A 26256-nucleotide genomic window follows, 5' to 3' on the forward strand; every position below is an offset into this window, starting at 1 on the left:
GTTTCATCAAACTTTTTTGAATACAAGCAAAATTAGGGTATTAATTTCATAGTGTACTTTTCGAAATTAACGATTCGCTTTTTAAAATTATAATTTTTTATAATTGATTCTGGTAAACTGAAGCGAAGCAGATTATCCTTTGAAAAATAGACGGATAAATTAAAACTTGGCTCCGAGAAGAGAGAAATCGTTTTTTTGTTCTATTTTCTGATTTCATTTTTCTCTTGTTTTATTTTATATTATTCTTTGTAATATAGGTTTTTACGTATGTTATCTTTATTAAAAATAAAACTATGAAATACGTTGATTATAACCTTTGGTTATACTGCTTTTTTTTAGGTTTTTTAGGATTCACGTCTAATTAATCCACTTCAAGTCATCTTCATCTATAATTTAATCATGGTTATTGAGATGATCATGCGCAGCTCCGCTAGTGCTGGATGATGGAGTGTTCGAGCGAATAGCGTTAGATCTGAGCGATTAGTTTGAATAACATCTAGCTTCTATCGCGGTACAGAATAAGGTTATTACTCGATTCTTGTCATTTTTTATAAAATATACTTTCTTTTGGGTTATTTGATGTTTGTCTAAGCGAAAAGGTTTTCGTTGATTGTGCAAACGTTTGATCTGAAGCAGTTGATTATTTTTCTGTACAATATATTATATCTTGCTTTAAGGTTATGAACTAATACTTTACCGAAGGTGAAGAGAATTCTTTGTATGGATCATCTTGTTTCAAGTTTTGTGGAATCCTAAATCGATCAAAAAAATAAAAAACTTCGAAACAGCCGCTGAGGCTTTGTAGGATGATCGGAAGAAGTGCGGACAATTAATACAATTTATAAACTTTATTTAAAAATTATGAGAAAGACCGTGTTTTCCTTAATCACGATTTTAGTGATCGCTATTAGCATTTCCTGCCGGAAAGATGGCAGCTTAATGTACACCTTACCAAACGATACCGGCGCAGAATCCTTAGCAATAGCGGATTCGGTCCAATTATTCAACGTAAGTCCTTCGGCCGCAATGGAGGCTGATAGACTTCAATTTCGAGCGAATCACAATGAAATGCAAATGACCGGATTTTATGTGGCGCCAAACAGTACCATAACCATAAACGTAAAAGTCAACTCGGGTACTACAGCAGCACGCTTAGCGATCGGGACGCCTTTTAGAGATAATATTCGACCAGTCCGGCAGTATTTCAATCTCCAGGCAGGTACGCAAACTTTCACAGTGGATCAATACGGGGGATTGGTTTATGTGATTTATACAGCTGATAATTATACGACAACTGGAGAAATCGAGCTTTCTTTTGACAATGGATTTATTCCGGTCCCTTACTTTCAAAAGGGGATAACCTCCCATGAGCAATGGGTAGCTACATTGGATTCGTTGAAAAGTACCGTACCGGATGTCGTCTTCTCGTCGGATCACACCATTATGGTAGCCAAAATTGCCGATGCCCTGTTGTACAGGGACGAAGATCAACAGCTGATTGTTAATAGACTGGATTCAATTATTGACTTTTCCAATCGGATCAGTGGCTTGAATGGTACCAGTGGAGTCCATGCGGTACCTTACAATAAGCATCTGATTACCGTGAGGGATTCGAGTGCTGGAGGCTATATGGCAGCCGGTATTTCTATTTATTTTACCGATGCCTTATCTTATCGTATGTTGCAGCCAAAATATCTGTCCAATACAAATGGATGGGGAATATGGCATGAGGTCGGCCACACCTATCAACAAAAAGCTTGGACCTGGGGCAATCTGACAGAAACAACCGTGAATGTCTATTCCCTAGCCAGCGAAAGGGGATTTGGATTGCCGGTAAGTCGAGTGACAGCCAATAATTCCTGGCCTAAATTTACGACTTACTTTCAAAAAAATATCGCTGATCGTAACTTTAATTTGGGGGATAATGATTTAAAAATGATTATGTTTCATCAACTCTGGTTGGGATTTGGCGACGATTTTTACATCAAACTTAGCAAAACTACGCGCGAGAACAGGCCCGCGACAGATGCAGAGAAAATGCGCTATTTTATGCTGTCTGCATGTCAGATTGCTCAAAAAGATCTCTCGGATTTTTTTAGAAAATGGGGGTTTAAAGTTGATGAATCTGTCTATACAGCAATAGCTGATTTGAATTTGCCAGCGCCAATGCAGGATCTAACTACTTTAAGAGATTAAACATTCTTAAATACCCTGTTGGACAGGATAGACGGATAGAAACAAGTACGTTATCGCGGAAAAAAAAATTAATCGTTGTTTTACAATAAAAACATGGAAAAGTATTATATTGTAGTATGGATTTCATTCCAATAACCACGTATTTATTTAATTAATTGAGAAAATGGGTAAATTTGAAGTAAAAACTCGGAAAAATGGCGAATTTCAGTTTAATCTAAAAGCTGGAAACGGACAGGTGATTTTAAGCAGTGAAGGTTATACAACTAAAGCAAACTGTTTAAATGGCGTTGAATCTGTTAAGAAGAATGCTCAGGACGATAACAAATTTGATCGTAAAACTGCTACCAATGGTAAGTACTATTTCAATCTCAAGGCGACCAATGGTCAAATTATTGGAAGCAGCGAGATGTATGAAAGCGCAAGTGGTATGGAAAACGGCATTGAATCTGTCAAGAAGAATGCGCCTGACGCGACGGTTGAGGAGATAGCCTAAGTCTATATTGAAATGCCGATCGGTTGTACATAAGCAGTCTGTAAATAGAAGCGCATAGGAGTTTATAACAAAGAGCCGGTTTTTTACCGGCTCTTTTGCGATTATCTTTCCGCTGGTGGGCGTGGAATGGAAAACCAGAAACTGCTGCCCAAGCCTACCGTACTGTCAACTCCTATTAGACCCGCGTGTTTTTTGATAATTTCAGCGGAGATATAGAGTCCGAGCCCGAGCCCCGAGTACGATTTGCCTTCATGGTTTGCTCTATAATATCGATCAAAAATAAAAGGCTGTACTGCCGGATCAATACCTTCACCTTGATCCTTGACGGTTATCTTGATACAATCTTGCAGCTGTTCCACAGTGATATTGATTTCTCTCGATTCTGGTGCATATTTAACGGCATTGTTGACAAAATTAACAAGCACTTGTTCAAGGCGTTGCTCGTCAGCAAATATAGTTGCATCGAGATCGCCCGTAATATTAACTTGATGGTTGCCTTGGGATATGATATTGTGACAACTGGAGGCAAGAATCTTTGACGCTTTGAAGGTTGTTTTTTCGAGATGAAGCTGTCCTTCACTGATTCTATGCATATTGAGCAGGTCATCAACAAGTGTAACGATTTTTTTGATATTGACAGCAGACTGATCAATAAGCCTTGAAATGATCTCACTTCCAGTTTTGTCCTTAAATCGTTCCAGCAATTGAATCGTTCCCTTTAAGCCCGTGACGGGTGTCTTTAGTTCATGGCTGGCAATGCCCAGGAAGTCATCTTTTTGTGATTCGTAATTCTTTCGTTTTGTAATATCTGCCACTACGCCGATGAGGTGAGTTGCATGACCTTCTGGATCGTATTTGGGAAGACCTGACGCATTGATCCAGTGTAACGATCCATCAGGCCAACGGATGAGATATTCCGCGTGATAAGTGGTCTTGTTCTGGATAGCGTCCTGCACCTTTTGATACACCATTTCGCGGTGTTCAGGGACGATGCTTCGCATGAGGTCTTCATAGTCAAAGCGGTCGTTTTTGGTAAGACCAAAATTGATTTTACAGGTTTCGGAGCAGTCCATTTTTCCTGTTCTGATATCGCGATTGTAGGAGCCGAGTTCACCAGCTTTTAGTGCAATTTCCAACTGATAGTTGAGAGCTTCAAGATGTTCGTTTCTTTTGATACGCTCGGTAACTTCATTGGCTATGACAATAATAGACTCCGTTTCACCTTCATCATTCTTTAACGGCTCATAAGTAAAATCAAAATAATGATCGCCCAATACCCCCATAGACTCAAGTCTTGCGTAGGCAGTATCTCCAATGTAGTTTTGGCCGGTGGTAAAGACATCGTCCAATATCCCTAAATAGGGCTGTCCCTGAAGTTCTGGAAGCGCTTGTGCAAGTGGTTTGCCGAGGACAATTTCGGTTTTGCGCCAGAGCTTGAGCATCCTATCGTTGGCAACTTCAATAACTAACTCACGGCCTGTTAAAATCGCAAAGCCTATTGGGGCCTTATCTATAAAGGATCTGAATCGACGTTCACTTTTTTTGAGATTTTTATTGAGTAGCACTGTCAAATCATAGGATTTGTTGAGCTGACTATTCGTGCGATAAAGTTCGTCATTGGCAAGCTCCATTTCGTCATTAAGTTCGAGCAGTCGTTGTTGCATGGTTGCCATAGTAATATTGACGCCCTCAAGCTCATCAATTTTATCGATGGAAGAACTTCGAAGCTCGATTTGATCCATCGCTGTGCGTGCAAGACCTGCTAATATCTGTCGATCAGCTGCGCTGAAAGCCCGCGGATGCTTGTCGATAACGCACAGTGAACCGATCATAAAACCATCATGTGTAATAAGGGGTGCACCTGCGTAAAACCGTAGCCCAAAGTCTCCAATTACAGTTGGATTGGTCAGTAGGATATCTTCTTCCAATGTATCTTCAAAGACTGTTACTTTCTTGTCCAAAATAGCCAGACTACACAAACTTTGCCCTCGATTCGTTTCCTTTGTGGTGCCCATGCCGATATTTGCTTTGAAATAGACCGATTCTGCATCCACCAATGAGAGCAATGCAATAGGGGCATTAAAGATCTGGCTGGCTAATTTTGCAATTCCATCAAAGCTGGCTTCAGCGGGGGTTCCCATTATTTTATAGCGTCTGAGGGCATTCAGTCGGTCATGTTCATTTTCAGGCATTATATCCATTCCAAACGTATTCTCTATCATAGTGACCCTGTAATTCTTTTTATAAAGATATAGTTTTAATTACAAAAGGGAGATTCAATTTTTCTCTCTTCATCGGCAATTCAATGATTCCATAAAACCACCAAAAAATTTCTAAACCTATAGTTGAATTAACAGCATGTGGGTACTTCGAACTCGGTTTGTGGTTTATGGCTGGGGCAGGATGGCAATCCGACCGTAAAAACGGATCCCTTATTAGGTGTGCTTTGGATGTTCACTACACCTTTGTTCCGCTCAATAAGATCCTTACATAAAACAAGGCCTACGCCCGATCCGGGTTCGTCTTCCGTTCCGAAAGACTTTTGCTGGATCTCATTAAAAAGTACGGCGGACTTCGAAGGGTTAATTCCTATTCCTTCATCTTGAATATGAATATGTGTATAGGTTTCATCCATGCTGGTGTAGATGTTGATATTCCCGCTCACATAGCTGAATTTAATCGCATTGCTGATCAAGTTGCGTAAAATAATGATGGTATGATCCCGATTGGCAATTATCTGTGTGTTGTTTGGTATATCAATATTGATTTTTAGCTGTTTAGATTGTGCATTCTCATTAAAAACTTCAACAATTTGTTGTATTATAGGTTTGATCAACTGGGGTGATGCTTTGGTATTGATCCCCTGCATACTGCTGCTGCCCCATTGCAATAAATCATCCAACGCCTGATTCTGCTGCGTAATTTGTTGAAAGATCTGCTGGATGTATTCCTTGGAGTTTGTACTGTCGAGCATTTGATTACGAAACATAAAGACCAGTGCTTCCAGATTGGCAAAAGGACTTTTGATATCGTGCGCGATAATAGAAAAGATTTTTTCTTTGTCCCGATTCATGGATTCTAAGTTGCGGCGTTGCTGCTCAATTTTTTTTATATTCTTATAGATGATGTCAAGAAAGAAGTTGACTGCGACGACCATAAAAGCTAGTGCATTGATAATATTGAAAACAGACCTAGATCGAGGCACTTGCTGGCTTAACGGGAGTATATCGGGAAGTAGATATAAGAGTGAAATCAAAAAAGCTACCGTAATACAAAGGGCTATATGGATCTTTCGATTATCATACATCAACATGGAGACAATCAATGTGCACAATAAAAAGTATTCGCCACCATTTTTATAAAGTAGCGCTCCAGCGAAGAAAAACACAGCATTACTTGTCAACAGTGTTGCCTTAGCGATAGTACGCTTCTCATAATATTGAAGTAGAAGGACCGTAAGCGCACATAGTGAATTGCAGAAGTTAATCGCTGCTAAAATATAACGGTGGTCGATAAGATTGAGGATTGAAAAGAAAATTGTCGGAAATAAACATAACAATGCAATCAGATTGATCATGTATACGCGTTTGAAATCGATGTATGACATGTCCGGATGTGCACCAATATGGGAAAGTAGTTTCCAATATTTACGAAAATGATTCATAAAGACTTGTCTGATTTGCTTGCAATTTCTAAACATTCAAAATTAGCTATAAATCAGGAGTTCAACAATGATTTTTCTTGAATAGCAGGATAAGATTGGCAAAATCTGTCCTGGAAGGAAGATAAAAGGCTACGTCACGTTATTAATTTGGAAAAAACAAACGAATTTCGGTCCCTTGGTTTTCCTGACTGAAAATGGCCATCTGCGCTTTGAGCCTTTCAAGAATTTCCTGAACGATAAACAATCCGATGCCTTTTCCCTGGTACTCCGTTGAATTTGAGCCACGAAGTCTTTCCATACGGATATTTTCGAGTTCATGCTGCGGAATACCGATACCATTATCTTTAATAATATATAACACACCGTTCGTTACTTTTTCACTATAAATATGCAGCGCTGCTTTCGTATTGGCCGAAGAGTATTTAATGGCATTGTTGATCAAGTTTGTAAAGATTTGGTAAACTCCATTTTGATCACTGTTTACTGGAAAAAGGTCCCCAAAGATAAGTTTAGTATGCGGGCTACGGAATAATAATTTAGCTTCCCGGCACCAATTGGGCAATGTAAGATCTAAACGGACAGGTTGTTTCCGTAGCCTATACATTGGGGCAAGGCTTAACTCTACCGTTTTGTCGATAATGTCAGCGATGTTTTCAAGTGATTGATCGATGACCTCATACAGTTCGAGCCGCCTATTGGTTTGCATATCCAAATGTTCTTTAAGTACACCTATACCCAATTTAGCGAGTGCCAAGGGATTTTTCGCATCATGTGATAGTGTATAGGATATCATGCGCAGGTTGGTTGCGGGATTGATAGTTATATTTTCTCGATCTAAAGGTTTCTCATCGTGTATCTTATGCGTGACATCGGTAGCTGTGTGGAGGATGGAATTTGTTCGTCCGCGCTTATCAAAGAGTGGCTGATACTCAAAATCAAAATAGCGTTTGATTTTGAAATCACCGTCAACAATCGTTGCGGGAGTTTCAACTGCCTTGTAGGTAACACCGCTTTCCCAGACGTTACGGAGTATATCGGTAAATCCTTCCTGGGTAAAAACCGGAAAAACCTCTCCAAAGGAATGTCCAACGATTTCATTCTCTGTACGCCACATTTTTAACATACGAGAATTGGCAAATGCGATATTGAGGTTCGAATTATCATAAATGGCCGTGGCAATCGGCATTTGATTTAATGCTTCAAAAAAAATCGGTAAATCCTTTTGAGGTTTTTGCATATTGGGTGTTTAATAATCATCTGCTTGCCACAGTGCGAGCGTAAAATTAATCAAAAATCAAGCCAATAGCCATAGTTTTTTATGTTTTTTAATAAAAATGCGATCAGCGGGTATGCTTGGGAATAGTTCAATAAAAAACCACTAAATTATTCCTATATTTAAGAAACTTCACAGGAGATGTAAGTTTAAAATAGACAGGGATTTGTAATCATACCAATTATGGATAAGTATTTGGAAATTAGGAAATATGATGTTCAGGATAGCAATAAACTGATTGATATTCTTCATATGAATATACCGAAGTACTTTGCACAGAGCGAGGTTGCCGATTTCAGGGAATATCTGGATCAGGAAATGGAGACGTATTTTGTTGCACTGGTTAACGGACAAATTATTGGTGGCGGCGGTGTAGGTTTTTCCGATGATCAGCGCACAGGATATTTGAGTTGGAGTTTTTTAAATCCAAAATATCATGGATTTGGTTTTGGAAAAAACTTATTGCATCATCGCATTGACTTTCTTTACGCCCATCATCAGGTTGAAAAGATCGAAGTCGGCACCTCTCAATTTACGTTTGGATTTTATAAGAAAAATGGTTTTGTACTACGGGAAATCCATAAAGATTATTGGGCTGAAGGCTTTGATTTATATGATATGGTCCATACAAGGGAATAGACAAATACCATGAAGGAATAGACACAAACCATGAATGCTAGTCAGGCAACATGTTGAAAATAGGGTGCGACTTAGTGATTTAATGACGCCAAGTTTTCCTTAATTTGATTCAGGTGGTGTAGGGGATGATAGCTCATCAGGTAAAACATTTCACGTATACTGAGTTTTCCGAGCAAAGGATGGGGTAAGACTAGGTTATCGAGCTCCTCTTCATTGTACAGTGCAAATAACTGATTAATTTTAGTTATTACTTCTTCTAATTGCGTTATAAGGCCCTTTTTCTGTGCGGGCAGGATATCTTCAGGCAAAAATTGACTTGGTGCCTGTAGGCTTGTTTTGAGATAATTGTTAAGTACCGTATCGTAATCCCAAGTTGTACGTTGTAGGGTGCCGAATTTTTGGACGATGAACTCTTTTGATTGCAATATCTTTGGAAAGGGTAGAAGCGTTAAGAGAATATGTTTTAGCTGCTGACCAGCTGTCCATTTTTCATGATTACGGTATAAAAAAAGGGAATCAGGCAATGCCTGGATATAAGCAATAACCGTATGGTGGTTGTCTGAAAAAGTTTTGATCAGTTCTTGTCGATTCATCCTATTTTTTTTGTTAAGTGTTTACTTCGATCGTTTATTCTAGCTTATTGATACGTCAAAGTCAGTATGATGTACTAAAAATAAGAAATTATTCGCTAACCGCATTGATGAATCTCATTAATTCGATGATGATCAAATTTAAGAAGGCCGGTATTGTTTGTTATACCGGCCGCCTATTCTATTGGTTTAAAAACTAATATGCACCAAAGTCTGCAAGATGAGAATAGAAGAAATCACCCCAAGAACTTGTCGATTCTATTTTAAGGTATTGGGTGTTAACGGAGGCATTCAGATCGACATTGATCCAGGAACCAGCAACTTTGCTTAGCTGCGTCGTTTTGATCAATGTCCAGCTTACACCATTTGTACTTGAGTAAATATTGACATCTTTCATCGCTCCATTTAAATTGTCGCGGTTACGGAAAGCAACTCCTTTCACGGTACGTACTGCCCCCATATTGATGGAGAAGAAGTGAGGCTGTGGAGTTTGAGTGGACGACCAGGGCGTATGCCACACTGTACTTCTATTCATATCCAATACATTGCTCGCCGGTGATCCAGGCTCGTTACTATCGCTAGCGACGATTGACCAACCTGTTGTCGGTAAAAGTCTATAGGTAACAACCTTGGATAAATCGGGTACATTGTTAACGAAGTTATAAGCATACCCTAAGGTTGTACGGCTTCCATTGGCATGGAGAAACCCTATTCTCATTTCGTAATTCCCTGTCAGATCATAAAAATCCGCTAATGGACACTCGAATCGAAAGCTATCTTGGCCAATTATTTTTGTGGCCCATTGTACGGCATCATAATCGTTGTTTACACCAAAAGGCTCTCTATCGTGCCAGACAACAATGTCATTGACCGGTTTTGTTGTCGTAAATTTCCCGGAAATGATAATCTTATTGTTCACAAAGCTTGATGACAAGGATGTAATTTCTGCAGAAGCGGATGCATACCAGTCACTTCTCGCCACAGTGCTAAATACTTGGCTATTGTTAAATGTTGCTGCTGTGGTACTGGTCAATGAAGTTGTAGAGATTCCATAGGTTGAATTGCCTGAACCAATTAATGCCGTACCTAAAGTTGGTGCTAATGTTTTGTTCATCCTATTGTGGCTGGCATTTAATCCGTGGCCCAGTTCGTGAATCATTCCACCGATCCATACGGTTGCTTTCCATCCAATATCGCCGCCTATTCCTAAGTTTTTAGCGTCCAGATTTACATAATCTAAGGCGTAACAGCTGGTGCCTGTACCATAGAATGGAGGACCTCCGGGATTAGCCGGATCTGTATTATAAGTTGGAATAATGATTAGATTGTGTTCGCTTTTTTTTCCTGACGGATTTTGATTAAAATAGCTGTCCACTTCCGCCTTCACTGCTCCGCTACCCCCCGAATATGGATAAGTAGCTTTGCCATATTTTCCAGCGATGTAATGGATGTTTATCAAGCTGTCACTGACTAGATCTAATCCGAAGGATTTTCTTCCGAAGCCTTCACGATCCATATTGCTTGCAAACATATTTTGGGCGTCCAAAAGGATCTTGCTAAGACGCTTTCTGAAATTGGGAATGGAATCAACATCATTTGGAACAAAATAAATGACGTTCAGCTTATAGGGGTTACTGCTCCATTCATTTGTTACGGTGGTACTTGATGTTTTTGCTTTGAGACTGCCGACACTTTCTTCGGTGTTTACCAAGGTCTTGTTACAGGATGCAGCCCCTAAAGCGAGGGTTGCAAGCATTAGATCTAAAATTTTTCTCATAATGGTTTATATTGTGTATCAATAAATATAATTAAGCTATCTTTTATTGCTATGTAAAAAAATAAACTTTTATCACAATTAGTATAGTCAATCGATTGATTAAACAACTTTGAAAAATGTTTTGTAACATTTTATTTTATTTGCGCATGTAATGAGTATGAATTAATAGTAACAGGACAAAATTTAACCGACCACTTACTTGGCGTTCATTCAGGTCTTATTACATTTGGTTGTATGAATAATCACATTGTATGGAAAAAATTAAAAACCTGATATTATTGTTGGGCGCACCCAATGATGAGCAGGGACAACTTAGCGTTATGGCATTAAATAGAAACGAATGCGCCTATAATTTCTATTGTCATAATGAGGGGACGGTAATTTTATGTACCGGCGGAATGGGTGAACATTTCAATCGGACAGAAAAGCCGCATGGCGCTTATGCTCAAGCTTATCTTATGGAAAGAGGTGTCTATGAGAGGGATTTACTTCCATGTGTACTATCCACAAATACTTACGAAGATTTTATGCTATCAAAGGAGATCATCGAAAATATCTCTCCCGACCTCTTCATCGTGATTACCTCTGATTTTCATATGGAGCGAGCGAAATTGTTGCAATACAAACTCATCGACTACCCAAATGTACTGTTCATTGCCGCGAAGTCGACTGTTAGTCCCGAAGAATTGAATTTGTTGTCAATGCATGAACAACAGGCCATTCAAAAAATATTGAAAAGTTATTAACCCAATTTCTTTCTGAGCCATTTACGGACAGGTTCGTCATACCATTTCAAGCTGACATAGGCCAGTGCAATACTCGCCAGCAAAATCAATAGGGCATAAGGCAAGGCTGTCACTAGTGTCACATCCTTGTTATTGCTGATCCAGGCAACGTAAAAATAAACGAAAGGATAGTGTACGAGGTATAGTGGGTAGGAGATGTCACCCAAAAACTTACAGAGCTTATTTTCTATTCTGCTGCTTGATACGTTACTTGTGCCCAAGTAAACAATCAAGGGGAATACAATGATAATGCATACCGACTCATATACACCGTTCATCCAAAGCTGATCTGCTCCACCTATACGAGGCATATACAACACAATGACGATTAAAATGCTGCAGTATAAAAATGCATATCGGATACGGCTGGGACTTGTTATTCTGGATAGCAGGAGGCCAGCAAAAAAAGGGTACATGGTGCGGGTGATTCCTATCCGCACTTGCTCAACACTTAATGTCCAGCCACCACTAACATCACCATTAGGACTTGCGACCGCCAAATAGGCGAGCGCCACAGCTGCAATAAGAACCAAACTGCCTAATGCTGTTTTGGATAATTTACGAATACCGATAGCATATAGAATATTGGCAATATATTCAAAGAACAATGACCAGCCAACACTATTAAGTGGGTGCATTTCCTGCCAACCACGAATATCCAAAGAAAGAGGGACAGGGAGAATCGTATAACCGATGAGCATTACGAGAAGCATTTTCCAGATCGGGACCGTATGAATAAGTGGCCAGATGGTGGAATCTGTAAAATAAAAGCCTATTGCGCCAAGAGTCATGCCAAGTATAACCATCGGCTGGAGGCGTTCAATACGGCGTTTAAAAAAAGTGCCAATCGACATGTTATGCCAGCGATCATCATAGGCATAACCGATCACAAAGCCAGATAAAAGAAAGAAAAAGTCAACTGCCAGATAGCCATGGTTGACCAATATATCGAGGTGTCCAGTTCCCAATGGTTCTGTGAGATGAAAGGTGACAACGATAATCGCGGCGACTCCTCGTAGTCCATCTAAAATGGGATAGTGTGGCTTTGTAGAAAGGGTTTTATTGTTCATGGCTTCTGATTGTATTTCGAAGATGTCTATGGACTTACTGGTTTTTTATAAATGTTATGGAATGAATGGGTGAAAATAGCGAAATAACACATTTGATTTTGATCATATTGTATCAAAATCCCGATGGTTAGTCTCATTTTTTTGTATTTGTGCCGAACCGTTTATACGAATTCAAAATACTTGTTAGTGGTATATGCAGCTGTCCGATTCACAAAGGCTTTTTTCGACCGTTAGTTTATGGAAAATCGAGAAGCTCTTTTTGCCCATTGAAAATCCTGCTGAGCATTTATAAATATAAATAATAGAAGAGATGATTGTTGTTGAAAGTTTTTTCATCAAGTTGTCCAGCGAGAACCAATCCTGCTTTTTCGGGGAAATCTGATTTCGGTTGTTTGTCATCGACCGTATAAAAGTCTAACCTGTTAAGATTTAAGTTTAGCAAGTAGCTGGTTACATAGACTCGATAATGTATCGTGTATCTCAATGGCTTGTATACCGAATCGTCAATCCAATTGTACTTGTTCTTATCGTCCTTTAGAAAAATAAGGATCTAAATGTTTAAAAGCCCGGATATCAGCAGTTATGGTAATTTACGAGCCAGCTGATCCTTTTTTGATGGTTGTCACAATTGGTTGATAATAGATAGTTAAGATAAGCATTAAAACCAATACATCCTAATATCAATTTAGAGGTAATAACAATTTTGAATCAGTTTTTAAACAATGTTTAGTCAGTGCTTATTCAGTTACCACTGAGTAAGCACTGAACAAGCACTGAACGAACACTGAACAAGCACTGTAGAAATATCGAATTTGATCACTGCTTGATATTTCATTTGCGGCAGCTAAAAATTAAAAGAGAAAGAAGGAAAGAATATACGCTTATGTAACGACCTGCGCAGAAACTGTATATTGGGGCCAGCAGGTATATCCACTATCTATGAGTATCGAATCTCAAACATGCCGTATCAATTAAGTTGATAAATTTTAAGTCGGCTGAATCGGTGAACTAGGGTGCCAGTGGACAGAACAACTCCATTTGACATTTTTTACGGGATTTACCTTAAATATTTTAAAAAATATTTAAGGATAGTTGAATGGTCCTGATACCTCCCTGATCTGTCCTTTTATCGTGTTTTTATCATCTATAATTTTGTACGGTCGTAAAATCGACCACCAATATTTGTAAATGAATAGTATTCGATATACACACTAAAATTAGAAATGAGATGAAAGACAAAACTAAAAACAAAGAAATTTACATTCCACCAAGGATTGAGATGTTTCAGATTGAGTTTGAAAACTCAGTTGCTGCAGGTTCGGCAAATTTTAAAACAGGTTCAGAAAGTTCAAGTCAGACTCCTACAGAGCGACAATATGAATCTGGTTGGTCCAACAGTAGAGATTTTGATTTATAAGATGATGAAAAAGTTTATCCGTATTTATAGTCTGGCCTTTGCAATAGGATCAAGCTCACTATGTGCTATTTCATGTTCCGACAAAGAGAATCAGGAAGATATTCAAAAAAACAAGGGAAATATTGCTATTCGTTCAGTCCGTTAATGTCGAACAATTTGAGGCTAAAATATGCTATAAATCTCTTTTGTGTACCAAGTTAAATAGGCTAATAATAGCATGTTATCAATATTGCCTAATTGACTCTTCAGATTTAATAAAGTACGATGGTGTAACTTGTATGCAGATCGCGTATTAATTTCCATAATGTCACTTATCTCTTTAAATTCTAGTCCTTTAACATATTTAAGATAAATGATCTCCTTCTGTTTTGCTGTCAATGTTTTAAATGCATCTTTTAATTTTTTTTGTATCTCGTCCGTTCTCTCTTTTTCAATAATGTCTAGTTCGACGGGGACAGCTAGTTTGAAATCATAATTATCCGCATCAATTTCCGTTGAATACAGTGGATTGTTCTTATTAAAACGGATAAGATTTAACATCTGATTTCGGAACATTTGCATAAGGTATGCTTTGGGATTTCGAACCTCAGCAAGGCTTTCTTTCTTTTCCCAAACTTTGATAAATGTATTTTGGATGACATCTTTGATAGTTTGAGGATCTTTACTGAACTGTTGGCCATATAAATAGATAGACTCAAAACAGTTGTCGTAGACCTGTTTAAAAGCAATAGAATTACCTCTAACAAAGTTCCCCCATATAAATATCAAATCGTCTGACATGGTAGATTAACATAATTTATTAAAAGCAAATCTATCAATTCCCATAAAACTTACAAATTATTCTACCTAATAAAAATTAAGTGATTGTTTATCTGTTGTTTATGAAATTTATGAAAAATAATGCGGCACTATTTTAAAAATGAGTGTCTACTGGATATAAACCAAAAAAGGGTTACTTACCAATGAATAAAATTGACGATAATCTACTTGAACAATTATACGCTGAAGCTCATTTTAATGAATTCACCTCACGACCTATTTTTATTGATCAAACGGAATGGGACAGTTGGTTTAGAAAAAATAATAAATACTTTGCTGTTAAAGACCTAGCAAGATCCTTTTACACGATCAAATATTATGAAAATAATGTTTTTGATGGTAATGAAGAGCAAAATGAGGTATGGGAGATGATTGCATTAAAAATTAGTGATTCGACACAGCAGGACTCTTCTAATACTTCGAGAATATTACCCTATCTAAATAGATTGTTTCCATACGCAGCAATTTTTATTGCCACACTGTTAGGAGCCATCTGGTGGATTAATAAACCGATCGGAGTCCAGAAAAATAGTGTTTCCTTTTTTACCACAGAAAAAAAAGAAACGTTCCTTCTGCCTGATAGTACAAGGCTAACATTAAATAAAAATTCAAAAGCTATTTTTTCTTTTAATGATACAATTCGACTTTTGACAATTGAGGGAGAAGGCTATTTGGAAGTCGCAAAAAAGGAAAAACAAAGAAAACGAGTACCGTTTGAAGTAGAACATGAGGGATTTAAAGTCGAGGTTTTAGGTACTAAATTCAATTTTATCGGAACACGAAAATCCCAAAGTGTAGCCTTGTTTGAGGGTAAAGTAAAAGTTAGTGACCGCTCTGGTTATGCATTAATGAAGCCTGGTGAGGTTTTTAAAAGTCATCATGGTCAGCTAGTGAAATTAACGATTAATCCCAATTTCTTTGCTGCGTGGAATACTGGAGTTCTGAATTTGAATAATACCAGATTAAAAGAAATTTTGGATTGGCTCCAAATTAGCCAAGACCGCGACTTCAATATCCAGCTTTCCAAAGAACGTCTAAATAACACAATTAGTGGCAAGATCAAACTTGAGAATGAGTCTGACCTCTACCAAACCTTAGAAAATTTTTATAACCTAAAGATTTCACATATCGGTAATCAGGTGTTGATTACAGAAGCCAACCAATATTAATTAATATCAATAAACCAAAACACAATCCTTAACTATGATTAATGATAAGTTTAAATTCATTGTAAGCTGTTGTCTTGCAACATCACTTACTGCTCAATCTTTTCCTTCCTATGGAAATTCTTACCTAAAGAATAGCAGATGGAGTTATCAGATTGGGCTTAAAACAACTACTTACAATTTAAAAATTGTTCAGCTTTTGGACCGGATTTCCAAAATTGAAGATGTTTATTTTGTCTATTCCGATAAGACTATTGAAGACGTGGTTTTTGAAAGTGTCGATCTGTCGAAAGCCCAATTAAAGAATCTTCCCGAAATTCTTCGTCTAAAAAAATTAAAAATGGTCAAAGTGAATAATAAACAATTTATTATTCAGTCTATCGGATCTCCTAAACCAAGGAATAACAGTTCATCATCGCTATCTGAGGTTCAACAACAACGGACAATAGTAGGTAGAGTGGTCGATTCGCAGGGAAAAAATCTTTCAGGAGTTACCGTTAAAGATATAGAAGGTAATATATCGGTTTCGACAGATGAAAATGGAAAATTTGAGATCAAGAGCACCGTGGGGAATACATTGTCTTTTCATTCAATAGGCTATAAAAACCAGTTAGTTACTGTGTCTTCACTAGAAGTATTAAAGGTTATCCTGGAGGAGAAAAGTAATGATTTGCAAGAAGTGATTGTCGTAGGGTACGGTAGCCAAAAGAAGTCAGACTTAACAGGTTCTTTTGGTGTCGTTGATGTTGCTAAGTCGATGAATTCCCGACCTGTAACCAACGTTCAGGAGTTGCTGGCTGGAACTATTCCGGGTTTGAACGTGAGCAAAGGCAGCGGTGCGGTAGGGAGTGGTGCTTCGGTCAATATCCGGGGAACGTCCACCATTGGCGGTAGTTCTGGAACCTTGGTATTGATCGATGGGATGCCAGGAAACATCAATACGTTAAACCCAAATGATATTGAGAGTATTTCTGTACTAAAAGATGCCGCATCAGCCTCTATTTACGGTTCGCGCGCCGCAAACGGCGTTATCTTGGTGACAACCAAAAGTGGACAGGCCCTAGATAAGCTTGCCGTTAATATTAGTTCCAGTGTGGGGTTTCAATCGCCTCAATTCATGATTGATTTTGTTGGAGCAGAGGATTTTATGAAATTATGGGATCAGGCCCTGATCAATGATGGAAAACCGGCATTGTACGGTCAACAGGGATTGGAAGATCTGCGGAACGGAAAATATGGTGATGTCAAGTGGTATGAAGAGATCTATAAAAAGAATTCAGCGATTACCAATAATTACCTCGCTTTTTCCGGTAATACGGAGAAAATGAAATACCGATTTTCAGCTTCACATGACTATCAGGATGGTACATTACCCAATAATAATTATAATCGGATCATCTTAAAGCCGGATATGACGTTTAAGATTACCGAAAATCTGAGTGCTAGAGCGAATATTCAATATACAGAAACCTATATCGATGCACCGCAGGGTGGTACAGAGATTTGGCAGACTCAGGCTACTCGGGTTGCACCAATCTATAAGGTTCGGAATGCTGTGGGTCAATATGGGCCTGGCTCATCTATGGTTAACAATCCGATAGCTGGAGTTTATGAGTCTGGATTCAACAAGCAAAAGTATAAGGAGCTGATGGGAATTTTTGAAGTAGCTTTTAAACCTATCAAAGGCATGGAGCTAAAAGCAAACTTTTCCCGTTACACATTTGATAACTGGAGCAAAAATAGAGTATTGAGTTATAACCTTTATAATGACGCTGGGGAAGTAGCAACTGTACAAAACCGGGTGACAAATTTAACTGATGCTGTGTCGAATAGCTACCGAAATATGTTACAATTTACAGGTGATTATGGTTTTAATTTTGATAATCATAACTTTAAAGTATTGGTCGGTTACTCGCAGGAGTATTTCAATACGTCCAATTTCTCCGCATTCAGAGATGCCTTACCTTTTGCCAATATTGATGTGTTAAATAGCGGTGGACAAGGTAATATGCAGGCTAAAGGGGATGCAAGTGACGTCGCTATTCAGTCTTACTTTTCTCGTTTAAATTACGATTTCAATGGAAAGTACCTTTTCCAGGCAAATTTAAGAGCAGACGGTTCATCTCGATTCGCCAAAGGTCATCGTTGGGGAGTATTTCCATCCTTTTCAGCTGGATGGAATGTTCATAAGGAAGACCTCTTCCATTCGGATGTCATTACCAACTTAAAAGCGAGGGCCTCCTGGGGAATTTTGGGCGATGCCGAAAAAGTTGGTTATTATGCGACATCGGCAATTCTAACCTATAATCCGGCCATGTATGGTTTAAATGGTGTCGTAGTCCCAGGAGCATGGAATAATGTTTCCATTAACCCCACTATCAGCTGGGAGGAATCCAAACAAACCAATTTTGCAATTGATTTGGGTTTGCTGAACAAGATCAATTTTACCGCAGAATATTTTATTAATAATAGAAACAACATTCTTTATGCACCACCCGTACCCTTGGAATTTGGATTAGGGGGGCCATTAACAAATCTCTTAAGCATGGAGAGTAAAGGGATGGAATTTCAGTTGGGTTATCAGGATCGTAAGAATGACTGGAACTGGTTTTTCAACGCCAATACTTCCTATGCCACAAATAAGGTTAAAGATCTGGCAGGTACAGGACCCTGGATTGGTAATTCGACTTTTACAGACGTAGGACATACCTATAATCTTCCATACGGTTACCGCGCTATTGGCCTTTTCCAATCCGAAGAGGAAATAAAAAGTAGTCCTTCACAGGGAACCAACGTATTTCCCGGTAATATAAAATTTGAAGACATCAATGGGGATGGGCAAATCAATGGCGATGATCGGGTAATTTTAAGAGATAAGCCCGTTATTAGATATGGATTCAATCTTGGTTTTGGCTGGAAAAATATCGATGTATCGATGAACGCCTATGGAGCTTTACAGAACGCCAGATATATTTCGAACTATGAGGGCTGGGCATTTTTTCTTGCGCAGAATGCAAGACCGATGCATTTGGATAACTGGACGACTGAAAACCCAAATGCAAGTTACCCGAGACTCTCCTTGCAATATACGTCCAATGATACGCAGTACTCCGATTTTTGGCTGCGAAGCGCGAATTATCTGAAAATTCAGAATGTACAGATCGGCTACAATTTTACTGGCGGGTTTCTTGAACGTCTGAAAATCTCTAATCTTCGGGCTTTCATATCCGGTCAGAATTTAGCAACAATTACCAATTATCCTGGATTTGATCCTGAAGGATCTTACTATCCATTATCCAGAACTTATTCTTTTGGCGTAAATCTTAAATTTTAAACACAATGAACTATCGAAATATAAGCAAGATTGCATTTGCGATCACCTTTATCATAAGTACAAGCGCATGCTCGGGCTTTCTTGACCGAGAACCATTATCTCAGGCATCAGAAAATACTTTTTGGCAAACAGAAAATGATGCAATGGTGGGACTTAATGCGGTATACACCGCACTTCCAGATTCAAGAGATTTCTGGCGAGACTGTCAAAGTGATAATTCTGTCATGACCAATGCCTGGGGAGAGGCTGGCTTGGGCTATATCAGTATGGGGAATCATAATGCCGCCACGGGCTACCTGAAAGAAGAATGGAAGTATGATCAAATTAGAAAAGGTCTCTATTTCTTGGAACGTCTACGTGGGATGAGTTTTGATGAAAATAAGAAAAAGAGATTTGAAGCTGAGGCAAGGGTTGTGATTGGTATGAGATACCTTCGAATGGTTCAGCTTTTTGGCGATATTCCGTTAATTAAGGAGAGTCCAGTTGCGCTGGATGAGAGTAGTCTTCCTCGAACAAAAAAAGAGGAAGTGCTAAAATACGCATTGGAAAACGCAGATTTTGCTATTAACAATTTACCAGACAAATACACTGGCGCCGATGCCGGCAGAATTACAAAAGGGGCAGCCTTGATGCTCAAGGCTAATGTTTTGTTATATCAGGCTAGCATCAAGCAGTTCCATGAAGGGACTAGTGATGCCACTTTATGGAAAGGAGCAGCTGATGCAGCAGCCCAAGTATTGAATTTAGGTTATAAATTGATTGATAATTATGCCGATATCTTTAAACAGGATAACAACCGTAATATGGATGAAACGATCTTGGCTTACCAATATGTTCAAGATAAAATAACTCACATGTTACCGGTATTGGCTTCACCCTCAGGTACCGGGATTACAGGAAATGGCTGGGCATCTTTTTGTCCGACAAGAGATTTGGTAGATTCCTATCTGTGTACAGACGGTAAGACAATTACAGCGTCGCCTTTGTATAATAAGCAAGATCCCTGGGCAAACCGTGACAAACGACTTACGCAAACCTTTATGTTACCAGGTGTTCCCGTTTTAAGGCCTAATGGTCAATACACACCGTACCAACCCCATCCAGCGTATAATCAAAGTGAAAAGATCAACAGTGAAGGTGGTGGATTAACAGGTTATATGTATTTGAAGTTTAATGAACCAAACTACAGTAAACCGAGCGAAGGATTTGCCAACTGGCCAATTTATAGATATGCTGAAACACTTTTGATCGTTGCAGAAGCGTTAAACGAGTACAAACCGGGAGATATACAAATAAAAACAGTCTTGGATCAGGTAAGGAAACGGGCTGGACTTCCCGCGATAACAACGGCCCAGCTGAGCGACAAAAACGAAATGCGCCAGATTATCCGTGAAGAAAGAAGACATGAGTTTGTCGCTGAACATAAGCGGTACTTCGATATCCTACGATGGAAAATTGCTGAGGATGTCTTAAGCAAGCCCGCGTATGGTATCAATAGTGATAAAAATGACCCAATTGGAGACTGGACCAAACCTAAATTTTTGGCACAAAATCGGGTGTTCGACAAAAGTAAACATTACCTTTGGCCAATACCACAAGAAGCCATAGACAAAAACCAAAAATTGTTGCCTCAAAATGCAGGCTGGTAAAATGAATATAAACGGAAAAATGGACAGAAGAAACTTTTTAAAGAAATCGGGTCTACTTGGACTGGGTGTATTAGCTGCTAATTACCCCGTCTGGTCAACCACTATGTTTGCCTGGGATCAACCTATGCACAATATTCCATTGGACAAAGGATATCCTGCGGAATGGATAAAGTCACTCTACCAAAAGGGAGATAAAATACAATATAGAAAAAGTAAAAACGAACTGAAATATATCGGTATGCCTGTTGGAGGACTCCATACTGGTACTGTTTATATTGGTGGTGATGGCAGATTGTGGTTGTGGCAGATCTTCAATGATGCCTACGATGGTCTGAAAGAGGGGATAGAAACCAAAATTTTACAGTGGGACAATGGAAAGGAAATGGTCAAGGTGAGACCGAGAGATGGGTCGGCCTATATTGAGCCTGCTATTGCAGATAACCTGCGGAAATTCGAACAGGGTTTTAAGGTCGTTGTAAGAAAATCGGGAGAGCTCTTTCAGAAAGACCTGAATGAAAACGATTGGGACGAAATAATCTTTGAACCTTCTTATCCAAGCTGTAAAGTTACCTATAGCAGTGAAACGTTCCCGGTGGATGTTGAGTTGACCGCATTTTCTCCATTTATTCCCCTGGATGAAGATAATTCATCTTTACCATTGACCACATTTCAGATTGAGGTAAGAAATAAATCCAATGCGGATCTGGACGTGGAGTTGATCGGATGGATGGAAAATGGGGTGCACAAAGGTAGAAAAGATTTCAAAAGCGTAAATAAAGTAGCTGAGCTAGACAGATCATATACGACACATAAGATAATTCAATTCTCATGCGATCAGGTAGCTTCACAGGATCTCACAGCAGGTGACTATGGTAACATGGCATTTATGTGCCATGATCCAGCGATTAAGCTGGTGACAAGTATTCAGGAATGGCCAATTAATCCGAATAATTTTGTCGATACTGAAGAAAAACGCGTAGAAGATTTTGACAAAATGCAAGTTGCGGCAATAAGTTCCCGCCAAAAAGTTTCGGGTTCAGATTCAAAGAAGTTCAATTATGCTGTTGCCTGGTATTTTAACAATCCACATCCGCAATTGATAAAACGTCTGTCCGATGCCAAGGAAGGATACTGGTTTGGTAAGAAGTTTAAAGACGCAGTTGATGTACTGAAATATTATTCAGCAAACAAGTCGCAATTAGACAATGATACCATGACTTGGGTAAAGACCTGGAATGATACAACTTTACCATACTGGTTCATTGATCGAACTTTTGTTAACATTGGAACCTTGGCAACAGCAAATACGATGCGTTTTGCAACCGGTCGATTCTGGGGATGGGAAGGCGTGGGCGCCTGCGCCGGCACTTGCACCCACGTCTGGCAGTACGGTCAGGCTATGGGCAGAATTTTCCCTGGTTTAGAGAGAAATCTGCGCGAAACTACTGATTATGGAGTGGGATTTGTGAAAGATTCTGGAGCAATAATATTCAGGGCAGAATATGAGACTAGACCTGCGATTGATGGTCAGGCTGGAGTGATCTTAAGGACCTACCGTGATCATCAGACGAGCAAAGACAGTCAATTCTTAAAAACAAACTGGTCCGCGATTAAAAAAGTGACTCAGTTTATCCTGGATCAGGACAAGAACGGTGATGGCATGACAGATACACCAATGGAAAATACACTGGATGCCGTTTGGGAAGGAGAGATTGCCTGGATTGTCGGCCTCTGTTTGGCAGCAGTAAAAGCAGGCGAACTAATGGCTGAAGAAGTCGGTGACAAAAACTTTCAAAGGGTTTGTGCCGAATATTTCAGTAAAGGGAGCAAAAATATGGATGAGCAGCTGTTTAATGGCGAGTATTATATCCATAGGCCTAACAAAGAATTTGGTAGAAAGAAATTGGGTTCTTACAATACCTGCCACATTGATCAAGTATATGGACAAGCGTGGACTTTCCAGGTTGGACTTCCACGGGTAAATTCTAAAGAAAAAACCATGTCTGCTCTTCGTGCCCTGTGGAATTACAATTTTACACCGGACGTAGGACCTTATATAAAAACACATCTTCAGGGTAGGCCATATGCACTTGCAGGGGATGGAGGAATGGTGATGAACACCAATCCCAAGAACGAGAAAAATGCTTATGGAGAGAATGAAACCTGGCAGTTGGGATATTTTCATGAATGTATGAGTGGATTTGAACATCAGGTAGCGGCCCATATGCTTGCAGAGGGAATGGTGGATGAAGGTTTAATTCTTACCCGTAAGATTCACGATCGATATCATGCATTGAAGCGAAACCCATTTAATGAAATCGAATGCAGTGACCATTATGCCAGAGCCATGGCAAGTTATGGTACATTTATTAGTGCTTGTGGATTTACCTACCATGGTCCAAAGAAGCAGATCGGCTTTGACCCTAAAATTAATCCTCAAGATTTTAAAGCTGCATTTACAGCTGCGGAGGGCTGGGGAAGCTTTTCACAGCGGTCATCTGTTACTGAATTTAACGCTTCCCTGAAGCTTGAAAAAGGACAGTTAGAACTTGGTGAAATTTCGCTGAACGTCTACGTAAAAAAACAGCTATCAAAGAAAAATATCACAATTAGGTTGGACCAAAAGACTTGCCAAGTTCAAGATGCTCTGATTGCAGATGGAAAGATCAACATTGTTTTAAAAAATCCTACTTTAATTAAAAAAGGGGAAGAACTTTCAATCCAGATCATATGAAGAAAAGAATAAGTTATTTATTGCTTGTGTTTTCGGTTTTATTTATAAGCTGTCAGCCAAATAAAACCCCGGTTCCCGATGGACAGAAATCAACAAGTTGGAAGAAGCAACTTCAGACCGAATTACCTCAATTGGGACATCGAAACTGGTTGTTGGTGGTAGACAAAGCATTTCCGCTACTTGCAGATGAAAATATTCAAATTATTGAGACAAATGAACAACTGGTGGATGTATTGAATGAAGTAAAGAACCAAGTAGGGGAGCAGGCACATGTTAAACCAATCCTATACAAGGATCTTGAGCTTGATTATTTGAATGAAGAGCTCGTTCCGGGAATAGAAAAGTTTAAAAAAGACTTATACAGGATTTATCCCAAAGAGTCGTATTCGGTGATCTCGCACAACGAGATCTTTTCTAAAATGGACGCTGCATCAAAACTGTTTAAGGTATTGGTTCTCAAAACAAATGCTGTCATGCCATACTCTTCTGTTTTCATGGAGCTGGATTGTAAGTATTGGAATGTTGACAAAGAAATTTTACTGCGGGACAAAATAAAGAAAGGAGACTCCGGTAATTAGCTATCCGAACTTTTTATCATAATAATTTAGGTTTAGTTGGAGGCATTCAATGATTTCTTTGAATGCTTCTCAATTTGAAGGTTGTCTATAATTTTTATTCCTTAATTTTGTACTTTTCTCCGATCTTATACTTAAGCCAAAATTTGAAAAAAGAGAGAATAAAATAATTTTTCATTTTTGAACATACCTATCAAAACCGACCTTTCCATAACCATACCCTAAAAAAATGAAAAGTAATAATAAGTACAACACTTGTGGAAGGTAAAGAAAATAACTTAGCCATGTAAATGGATCCATCGGGTATATTTTTCCTGCATCCAAACTTGGCAGCAGCTCTTTTGGAATCGAATTTAAATCATGGCTTATAAGGGCAACTAGGATAATGATAATTAAACCTGCTGAACTTATACGGGTAAATAGTCCAATCAACAAAAATAGACCGAATATGCATTCAAAAGTCGCAGTAAAGTTTGCCGTAAACTGAGGATAAGGGAATCCAATTTTACTGATCGTATTTAACATACGTTCCTGAAAAATAGGATGAAATAATTTGTTAAAGCCTGTAATGGTAAAAAACAGTCCGATAAGAACCCTAGCGACAACATATGTGCTCATTCCAAATTTATTTTGAAAATTGTTAACTGATTCCATATTCTTTAGATTTTTTTGTGAAGTATTTTTTTGCTATTAAATGGTTATAACGATTTATTGATCTGCGAATCTTTTTTATATTTTTAGTTTTCCTGCCATAAATACCTGCTGAATTTCAAATTCACTGTTGAATAAAACTAAATCAGCATCATAGCCGGCTTTAATTTCGCCTTTGTTTAATTGAACTAAACGAGCAGGATATTTTGTAGCCATATTTACGGCTTCTGGAAGCCCAATGTTCAAATGTACAAAACCATTCTCAACACATTTCAACATGGTAAGATTCGAACCCGATATTGTTCCGTCTGGCAGTTCAAAGTGATCACCTTTATCTATATGAATAAATTGACCGATATTAGTTCTTATAACAGCATCTGTGATAAAAAATAGCTTGGAACCCAATTCTCTCTTTGCTATTCTTGCCATTGCGAAATCCACATGGATGCCGTCTGGAATTATACTTGTGTAGGGTCGTTCTTCAAAAACAGCAGGTATATATCCCGGATGGCGATGATGCATCTGTGGCATCGCATTAAATAGATGAGTAACAGCTTTGACAGGATTATTTAAGAATCTTTTCGCTTCCTGATATGTTGCATTACTATGTCCACAGGACAGAATGATACCTTCATTTGTTAAAAATCGTAGTACTTGATCATCTTGAAGTTCCGGAGCCAGTGTCATCATCTTAATTACTCCTTCTCCCATACGCACCCATTTTTTTACGAGATCAAAAGAAGATTTTCTGATTAAATTAACAGGATGTGCACCCTTCTGTTCAGGGTTTAGAAAAGGCCCCTCTAAATGTAAACCTAAAAAGTTCCCTTGGCAAACTTTATAATACTCACGTGCAACATGTATAACTTCTTCGGTATCATTTAGGGAACTGGTTGCAATGGTAGCTAAGAATCCTGTTGTTCCTTGCGAAATCAAATCGTGCTCCATTTGGGCCAAGGTATCAACATCTCTTTTCGCACTCAATAGATTGCCACTACTTCCATAAACCTGAAGGTCTATGAATCCTGGTGTAACGTAAAAACCATTACAATCAATTTTTTCAAAATTCGTTGAAAGTACCGAGCGGTCAGTTATTCCCAATATTTTGTCATTAGAAATAATAATCGCTTTGTTTTTAATAATCTCACCGTCTGAAATTATCTGTAGATTATGGAGTACTTTTATCATATGAATATTTAAAATTTAATATTTAAGCGCAAAGACTTATTAGGAGTCACATTAAATATAGCTTGAAAATATTTAGTAACTAAAGCACTGTTATAAATCAAAAAATAGAATAGATAGATTTGTAAACGATTGCCTCGAGATTGGAATTTATTCGCTGAAATTTCGCTGTCAAAATGATTTTGGAAAATACTTTGGCTAGTTTTGAAGGAGTTTAATGGATCAAGCAGACTTCTTGG

21 protein-coding genes are annotated in these 26256 nt (G+C 38.6%); 11 read left to right on the forward strand and 10 right to left on the reverse strand.

Going from position 1 to position 26256, the window contains the following annotated elements:
* The first annotated feature begins 861 nt into the window (after positions 1–861).
* Positions 862–2196 carry a M60 family metallopeptidase gene (locus tag B4Z90_RS10355; RefSeq protein WP_286802134.1) on the forward strand — a complete coding sequence of 445 codons (1335 nt, stop codon included), beginning with the start codon at positions 862–864 and terminating at the stop codon, positions 2194–2196.
* Between the two features lie 163 nt (positions 2197–2359).
* Positions 2360–2689: a YegP family protein gene (locus B4Z90_RS10360; protein ID WP_070569093.1), complete on the forward strand. Its 330-nt coding sequence runs from the start codon at positions 2360–2362 to the stop codon at positions 2687–2689.
* A 101-nt stretch (positions 2690–2790) separates the two neighbouring features.
* Here the strand turns inward: B4Z90_RS10360 and B4Z90_RS10365 are convergent, their stop codons facing one another.
* The 3 genes from B4Z90_RS10365 to B4Z90_RS10375 all read right to left on the reverse strand — a co-directional run bounded on the left by B4Z90_RS10365 (position 2791) and on the right by B4Z90_RS10375 (position 7590).
* Positions 2791–4911, reverse strand: coding sequence for an ATP-binding protein (locus B4Z90_RS10365; RefSeq protein ID WP_286752035.1), 2121 nt, complete (start codon positions 4909–4911; stop codon positions 2791–2793).
* Between the two features lie 128 nt (positions 4912–5039).
* Entirely contained in the window at positions 5040–6353 is a 1314-nt protein-coding gene (locus tag B4Z90_RS10370) for a sensor histidine kinase (RefSeq protein ID WP_286802135.1), read from the reverse strand.
* A 142-nt stretch (positions 6354–6495) separates the two neighbouring features.
* Positions 6496–7590, reverse strand: a complete 1095-nt coding sequence (locus B4Z90_RS10375; protein WP_286802136.1) for a PAS domain-containing sensor histidine kinase — start codon at positions 7588–7590, stop codon at positions 6496–6498.
* A gap of 219 nt (positions 7591–7809) precedes the next feature.
* On the opposite strand from B4Z90_RS10375, the gene B4Z90_RS10380 reads away from it, so the two are divergent.
* Positions 7810–8265: a GNAT family N-acetyltransferase gene (locus B4Z90_RS10380; RefSeq protein WP_286802137.1), complete on the forward strand. Its 456-nt coding sequence runs from the start codon at positions 7810–7812 to the stop codon at positions 8263–8265.
* A gap of 71 nt (positions 8266–8336) precedes the next feature.
* Here B4Z90_RS10380 and B4Z90_RS10385 read toward each other — a convergent pair whose 3' ends face one another.
* Positions 8337–8858 carry a DinB family protein gene (locus tag B4Z90_RS10385; RefSeq protein ID WP_286802138.1) on the reverse strand — a complete coding sequence of 174 codons (522 nt, stop codon included), beginning with the start codon at positions 8856–8858 and terminating at the stop codon, positions 8337–8339.
* 193 nt (positions 8859–9051) lie between these two features.
* A complete protein-coding gene (locus B4Z90_RS10390; RefSeq protein ID WP_286802139.1) occupies positions 9052–10632 on the reverse strand; it encodes a discoidin domain-containing protein in 1581 nt (526 codons plus the stop codon).
* 251 nt (positions 10633–10883) lie between these two features.
* Between B4Z90_RS10390 and B4Z90_RS10395 the strand changes: the two genes are divergently transcribed.
* Positions 10884–11378, forward strand: coding sequence for a YdcF family protein (locus B4Z90_RS10395; RefSeq protein WP_286802140.1), 495 nt, complete (start codon positions 10884–10886; stop codon positions 11376–11378).
* Here B4Z90_RS10395 and B4Z90_RS10400 read toward each other — a convergent pair.
* Positions 11375–12487 (reverse strand): acyltransferase family protein, encoded by a 1113-nt coding sequence (locus B4Z90_RS10400; protein WP_286802142.1) that lies wholly within the window; start codon positions 12485–12487, stop codon positions 11375–11377. The two genes, B4Z90_RS10395 and B4Z90_RS10400, sit on opposite strands and share 4 nt — an antisense overlap.
* 1228 nt (positions 12488–13715) lie before the next feature.
* Between B4Z90_RS10400 and B4Z90_RS10405 the strand changes: the two genes are divergently transcribed.
* On the forward strand, positions 13716–13904 hold the full coding sequence (locus B4Z90_RS10405) for a hypothetical protein (RefSeq protein WP_286802143.1): 189 nt from the start codon (positions 13716–13718) through the stop codon (positions 13902–13904).
* 1 nt (position 13905) lies between these two features.
* Positions 13906–14049 carry a hypothetical protein gene (locus B4Z90_RS10410; protein WP_286802144.1) on the forward strand — a complete coding sequence of 48 codons (144 nt, stop codon included), beginning with the start codon at positions 13906–13908 and terminating at the stop codon, positions 14047–14049.
* 17 nt (positions 14050–14066) lie between these two features.
* Here the strand turns inward: B4Z90_RS10410 and B4Z90_RS10415 are convergent, their stop codons facing one another.
* Positions 14067–14684 carry an RNA polymerase sigma factor gene (locus B4Z90_RS10415; RefSeq protein WP_286802146.1) on the reverse strand — a complete coding sequence of 206 codons (618 nt, stop codon included), beginning with the start codon at positions 14682–14684 and terminating at the stop codon, positions 14067–14069.
* A 182-nt stretch (positions 14685–14866) separates the two neighbouring features.
* On the opposite strand from B4Z90_RS10415, the gene B4Z90_RS10420 reads away from it, so the two are divergent.
* Genes B4Z90_RS10420 through B4Z90_RS10440 form a run of 5 tightly spaced genes read left to right on the forward strand, consistent with a single transcriptional unit; the run spans position 14867 to position 24184 of the window.
* Entirely contained in the window at positions 14867–15892 is a 1026-nt protein-coding gene (locus B4Z90_RS10420; RefSeq protein ID WP_286802147.1) for a FecR family protein, read from the forward strand.
* Between the two features lie 34 nt (positions 15893–15926).
* Positions 15927–19223, forward strand: coding sequence for a SusC/RagA family TonB-linked outer membrane protein (locus B4Z90_RS10425; protein ID WP_286802148.1), 3297 nt, complete (start codon positions 15927–15929; stop codon positions 19221–19223).
* A gap of 5 nt (positions 19224–19228) precedes the next feature.
* Positions 19229–20872, forward strand: coding sequence for a RagB/SusD family nutrient uptake outer membrane protein (locus B4Z90_RS10430; protein WP_286802150.1), 1644 nt, complete (start codon positions 19229–19231; stop codon positions 20870–20872).
* A gap of 19 nt (positions 20873–20891) precedes the next feature.
* The gene (locus B4Z90_RS10435; RefSeq protein ID WP_286802151.1) at positions 20892–23606 is read left to right on the forward strand and encodes a GH116 family glycosyl hydrolase; all 2715 of its coding nucleotides are present in this window, start codon (positions 20892–20894) and stop codon (positions 23604–23606) included.
* Positions 23603–24184, forward strand: coding sequence for a hypothetical protein (locus tag B4Z90_RS10440; protein WP_286802152.1), 582 nt, complete (start codon positions 23603–23605; stop codon positions 24182–24184). Before B4Z90_RS10435 ends, B4Z90_RS10440 begins: the two co-directional genes overlap by 4 nt.
* Before the next feature lie 171 nt (positions 24185–24355).
* Here B4Z90_RS10440 and B4Z90_RS10445 read toward each other — a convergent pair whose 3' ends face one another.
* The 3 genes from B4Z90_RS10445 to B4Z90_RS10455 form a co-directional block, all read right to left on the reverse strand.
* The gene (locus tag B4Z90_RS10445; protein ID WP_286802154.1) at positions 24356–24835 is read right to left on the reverse strand and encodes a DoxX family protein; all 480 of its coding nucleotides are present in this window, start codon (positions 24833–24835) and stop codon (positions 24356–24358) included.
* Positions 24836–24910: 75 nt separating this feature from the next.
* A complete protein-coding gene (gene nagA / locus B4Z90_RS10450; RefSeq protein WP_286802156.1) occupies positions 24911–26020 on the reverse strand; it encodes an N-acetylglucosamine-6-phosphate deacetylase in 1110 nt (369 codons plus the stop codon).
* Positions 26021–26028: 8 nt separating this feature from the next.
* Positions 26029–26256 (reverse strand): hypothetical protein (locus tag B4Z90_RS10455; RefSeq protein ID WP_286802157.1); only part of this gene is annotated, 228 nt, incomplete at its 5' end.

This window comes from Sphingobacterium sp. UBA5639 (assembly GCF_002421245.1).
GTDB classification, from domain to species: Bacteria; Bacteroidota; Bacteroidia; order Sphingobacteriales; family Sphingobacteriaceae; genus Sphingobacterium; species Sphingobacterium multivorum.